Here is a 5,130-nt window from a genome sequence, read left to right on the forward strand (position 1 = left end):
AGTTCCACCTGCCGGGGGCCGTGCTCTACAGCAGCTGCGAACCCTGCCCGATGTGCCTCTCGGCGGCATACTGGGCAAATCTCAGCGCGGTGTACTACGCCTCAACCCGCGACGATGCCGCCGCCATCGGCTTCAACGATAAATTTATCTATGATGAAATCCCGCTCCCACCAGAAAACCGGAGTATCCGCTTCGTGAACCTACAAAGCACACACGCCCGGAAGCTTTTCGACAGCTGGCGCGAAAAATCAGACCGGACTGATTACTGAATGATGCGTTTTGCAGTGCTTTGCGGTGATAGCGCGCGGATTACCCGGATGCAGGGCAACGCGGATTTTTTTTGACTGAGATATTGGATGGAACAAAAGAAACAAAGCGAACACGCAGAAAACTTTTCCAAAATCCTGGATTTATGGGGTGATGTTGCGCATACCGATTTCACAACGCTCACAAGACTTGAGCAGGATGGTATTGTTAAGCGATTTCATCTCACAACCGAACTCGCCTGGAAAACCCTGAAGGACAAGATGGAGCACGACGGCTTTGTGCTTCAGCAGCTTTCCCCAAAAGGGATAATCCGGCAGGCGTGGCAGGCGTGGCAGGCGAAATACCTGGATGATGCAGAGCCATGGCTCAGGATGATTAACGACCGCAACCTCCTCACCCTCACCTACGACGCCACCCTGCTGGTGAAAACCCTGCCGGATGTTCAGCAAATCTACCTTCCGCTGTTCCGGCAGCTGCGCGATAACTTAGCTCAGGATTTATGAACACCGTAAGCGGACTCCCGCCCAAACACCTCAGCCTGCTTCGGGAAATTTTCAGCCGGTTTCCGGAAGTCGGAGAAGTTGTGCTCTACGGCTCCCGGGCCAAAGGTACGGCAAATGAGCGCAGCGATGCTGATCTGGTAATTACCGGCAAACCTGTAAGCCGCCATATCACGGGAGATATACTCAGCGCGTTTGAGGAAAGTGACTTTCCTTACCTCGTTGATTTGCAACATCTTAATGACATTCAAAACCCGGATCTTTTGGCTCATATTGAGCGGGTTGGCCGCGTAATCTACCGCCGCGAGGCCGGGGCCTCCCCTCCCAAACATGAAAACGGGGCCGGCACAAGTCCGGGGTAGTGCTCTTTTTCCCGAGTTGGGGTTGCTTCGCAGCACGAAGCGCCTACAACAAAAAGCAAGGGATTCTCCGCCGATTTGGGGTGCCGGAAGAAGCACGAAAGACCGTGATGTGCACGGAGTTCCCCTAAAAAAATAAAAGAGGCGGGAAATGCCTGAGCTGCCGGGTTTATGGGTCACGCGCGGTTCTTGTTGCTTTTGCCCGCTGCATTGCCGCACAAAATAACGCGGACAACCCGAATGGCTGCCGTTAACAGCTTTCGGATTGCCCGCGTTACTTTCGTTTGCGTTAGCGCCGGGTGAAGCCTGGGTTGGCCTTACTCCACCCAGGCCTCCACATCTTCGATTACCTCGGCGAATTCGAGTCCGTCGCGGCTCTTGCTGAGGTGCACGTCGAACACGGCCTTTTCGTCGCCGCTCCGGCGGATGAGCAGCCGGGCCAGCTCGTTTACGACTTCCTTCTGAATGAGGCGCTTGAGCGGCCTTGCACCGAAGGTCGGGTCGTAGCCGCGCGCGGCCAGCCAGTCTTTCACGCTGTCGGGCACCCGCACTTCTACGCCGTTTTTGGCCAGCATGCGGTGTACCCGGTCGAGCTGAATATCCACCACTTTGCGCAGGTGCTCCCGGCCCAGCGGATGGAACACAATTACATCGTCGATGCGGTTGAGGAACTCCGGCCGGATGGTCTGCTTGAGCTGCGCGTAGAGCTCGTTTTGCAGCCGCTCGTACTCCGGCTCATCGAGCTCGCCGCCCTTCTGCTCAATCCGCTGCTGAATCAGGTGCGAGCCGATGTTGCTCGTCATGATGATGATGGTGTTCGTGAAGTTTACGGTTACGCCCTTGTTATCGGTGAGGCGGCCTTCATCGAGCACCTGCAAGAGCACGTTGAACACATCGGCATGGGCTTTCTCGATTTCGTCTAACAGCACCACCGAGTAGGGCTTGCGGCGCACGGCTTCGGTAAGCTGACCGCCTTCGTCGTAGCCCACGTAGCCCGGAGGCGCGCCGATGAGGCGGCTCACGCTGTGCCGCTCCATGTACTCGCTCATGTCGATGCGCACCATGGCGTTTTCGTCATCGAAGAGGTAGTCGGCCAGGCTGCGGGCCAGCTCGGTTTTGCCCACACCGGTTGACCCGAGGAAGATGAACGAGCCCACCGGGCGGCCTTCATCCTGCAGGCCGGCACGCGAGCGGCGCACCGCGTTGGAGACCGCCTCGATGGCGGGATCCTGACCTATCACGCGTTTGTGCAGGTGCTCTTCCATCATGATGAGCTTCTGCCGCTCGCTTTGCAGCATCTTGCTGACCGGGATGCCCGTCCAGCGGCTCACGATGTCGGCGATTTCTTCCGAATCCACTTCTTCTTTGAGCATGGCCTTGTCTTTCTGAAGCACCGCCAGCTGCTCCTTGGTCTGCTGCAGGTCGCGCTCCAGCTGCGTGACCGTGCCGTACCGCAGCTCGGCCACTTTCTCGTAATTGCCCGCGCGCTCGGCCCGCTCGGCCTCGAGCTTGGCGGTTTCGACAGCCTGCTTGAGCTCCTGCGTTTTTTTGATGAGCTCCCGCTCTGCCGACCAGTGCGCTTTGAGGCTGTTCTGCTTTTCGTTGAGGGCCGCAAGCTCGCGGGCGATGGCTTCGAGTTTTGCGGTGTCGTTTTCGCGTTTGATGGCTTCCCGCTCAATCTCCAGCTGACGAATCTGCCGCTCGATGGTGTCGAGTTCTTCGGGCAGGGAGTCGATTTGGATGCGCAGCCGCGACGCCGCCTCGTCGATCAGGTCGATGGCTTTGTCGGGCAGGAAGCGGTCGGCGATATAGCGGTGCGAGAGCTCCGCCGCCGAAATGATGGCCGCGTCGGTAATCCGCACCCCGTGATGCAGCTCGTAGCGCTCCTTGAGCCCGCGCAGGATGGAAATCGTATCCTCCGGGCTGGGCTCGCCCACAAACACGGTTTGCAGGCGCCGCTCGAGTGCCTTGTCTTTTTCGATAAACTTGCGGTACTCGGTGAGGGTGGTTGCGCCAATCGCCCGCAGCTCGCCGCGCGCAAGGGCCGGTTTGAGGATGTTGGCCGCATCCATCGCGCCTTCAGAGGCACCGGCGCCGACCAGCGTGTGGATTTCATCAATAAACAGGATGATTTCCCCCGCGGCTTCGGTCACTTCCTTCACCACCGCTTTGAGGCGGTCTTCGAATTCGCCGCGGTACTTGGCCCCGGCAATGAGCGCGCCCATATCGAGGGAGAAAATCCGCTTGCTCTTGAGGTCTTCGGGCACGTCGCCGGTTACGATGCGAAGCGCCAGCCCTTCGGCAATGGCGGTTTTACCCACGCCGGGCTCGCCAATCAGCACGGGGTTGTTTTTGGTGCGGCGGTTCAGGATCTGCATCACCCTGCGGATTTCCTGATCGCGCCCGATTACGGGGTCGAGCTTGTTGCGCTCGGCGAGCTCGTTCAGGTCGCGGGTGTATTTTTGCAGCGACTGATACCGGCTTTCGGCGTTGGGGTCGTCCACACGGCTGCTGCCGCGCACTTCTTTGAGCACGGTCATCACCTGATCTTTGGTGAGGCCCTGATCTTTGAGCAGGCGCGACGCCTGAAAGTTGTGGTCCATAATACCGAGCAGGATGTGCTCGGAGCTGATGTAGTCGTCGCCCATTTTGGAGGCGAGTTTGGCAGCCGAATCCAGCAGCGCCTTGGCATCATTTCCGGGATACTGACCCGAAACGGAGGCGCCCTTCACCGTCGGGAGTTTTGCGAGATATTCGTTTAGTTTTTGGGTGATGTAGGCCGGGTCGATGCCCGCCTTTTTGAGCAGCGTACGGGTGATGCTCTCTTTGTCGTCGAGCAGGGCCGCGAGGATGTGATCCGGCTCAACGGCCTGCTGCTGCAGGTCAGCCGCCTTCTGAAACGCCGCCTGCAGCGCTTCCTGTGCTTTGATGGTAAACTTGTTCAGATTCATTTTTCTGAGATGGTCTTAAATGGTGTTTTTTTCTTTTCGATGGATGTGTTTCCAAATCCATTCCAAAAGCGGGGCCGTGCCGAATTTTCACCCGTACTGACAACAACACCCAAACACCCCCGAAACGTGTCAGCCGCAAGGAGAAACATCCTGCCATTTATCCCCTGATTCTGACCATTCGTCCTTAAACCACCCTAAACGCCTGCCACAAGCTCGTACTTTTCCAAAACAAACCGCAAGCTGAAACCCCGCCTGCAAGCCAGGCCGCGTGCTTTTTTTTGGGGGAAACCCCGTGCGCATCACGGTCAGCTGTGCCGGCTCCAAAAATCCCAAACCTGCGGAAAAGCCCGTGTAACTTAACCGGATTTTTCAGATTCGTAAGATTGACACGATGAATAAGATGAAAAAATGAACACGATTTTCGGGTCGCACTGATTAAACCGTCCGACCTGAAAATCCGCCAAATTCAACAGTCAACAGCTAAAAGCTAATTGCCAACAGCTATGGGAATCAGGGCGCTGAAACCACACCTGCAAGCCAGGCCGCGCGCTTTTTTTTGGGGGGGGGAACTCCGTGAGCATCGCAGTCTGCTGTGGCGGTTCCAAAAATCCCAAACCTGCGGATAAGCCCGTGCAGCTCAACAGGATTTTTAAGATTCGTAAGATTAACACGATGAATAAGACGAAAAAATGAACACGATTTTCGGGTCGTACTGATTAAACCGGCCAACCTGAAAATCCGCCAAATTCAACAGTTAACAGCCAAAAGCTAAAAGCTAATTGCCAACAGCTATGGCACTCAGGGCGCTGAAACCACACCTGCAAGCCAGGCCGCGCACTTTTTTTTGGGGGGGAACCCCGTGAGCATCGCAGTCTGCTGTGGCGGTTCCAAAAATCCCAAACCTGCGGAAAAAACCGTGCAGCTTAACAGGATTTTTAAAATTCGTTAGATTGACACGATGAATAAGATCAAAAAATGAACACGATTTTCGGGTCGCACTGATTAAACCGGCCGACCTGAAAATCCGCCAAATTCAACAGTCAACAGCCAAAA

Annotated in this window: 3 protein-coding genes and 1 pseudogene; 3 read left to right on the top strand and 1 reads right to left on the bottom strand. The window is 56.3% G+C overall.

Translation table 11 applies throughout. The annotated features are described in order from the left end of the window. The 3 genes and pseudogenes from LAT75_RS15160 to LAT75_RS15170 form a co-directional block, all read left to right on the top strand. A pseudogene (locus tag LAT75_RS15160) lies at window positions 1-269 on the top strand (nucleoside deaminase); the annotation flags it as partial. Window positions 270-356: 87 nt separating this feature from the next. Next, window positions 357-770, top strand: a complete 414-nt coding sequence (locus LAT75_RS15165) for an HI0074 family nucleotidyltransferase substrate-binding subunit (protein WP_291483610.1) — start codon at window positions 357-359, stop codon at window positions 768-770. Continuing rightward, entirely contained in the window at window positions 767-1,129 is a 363-nt protein-coding gene (locus LAT75_RS15170; RefSeq protein ID WP_291483612.1) for a nucleotidyltransferase domain-containing protein, read from the top strand. The genes LAT75_RS15165 and LAT75_RS15170 overlap by 4 nt, the downstream gene beginning before the upstream one ends. Before the next feature lie 314 nt (window positions 1,130-1,443). On the opposite strand, the gene clpB is transcribed toward LAT75_RS15170, so the two are convergent. Continuing rightward, entirely contained in the window at window positions 1,444-4,077 is a 2,634-nt protein-coding gene (gene clpB / locus LAT75_RS15175; RefSeq protein ID WP_291483614.1) for an ATP-dependent chaperone ClpB, read from the bottom strand. Between the last annotated feature and the right edge of the window lie 1,053 nt (window positions 4,078-5,130).

The sequence above is a fragment of the Cyclonatronum sp. genome (assembly GCF_022565315.1).
In the GTDB taxonomy this organism is placed as follows: Bacteria; Bacteroidota; Rhodothermia; order Balneolales; family Cyclonatronaceae; genus Cyclonatronum.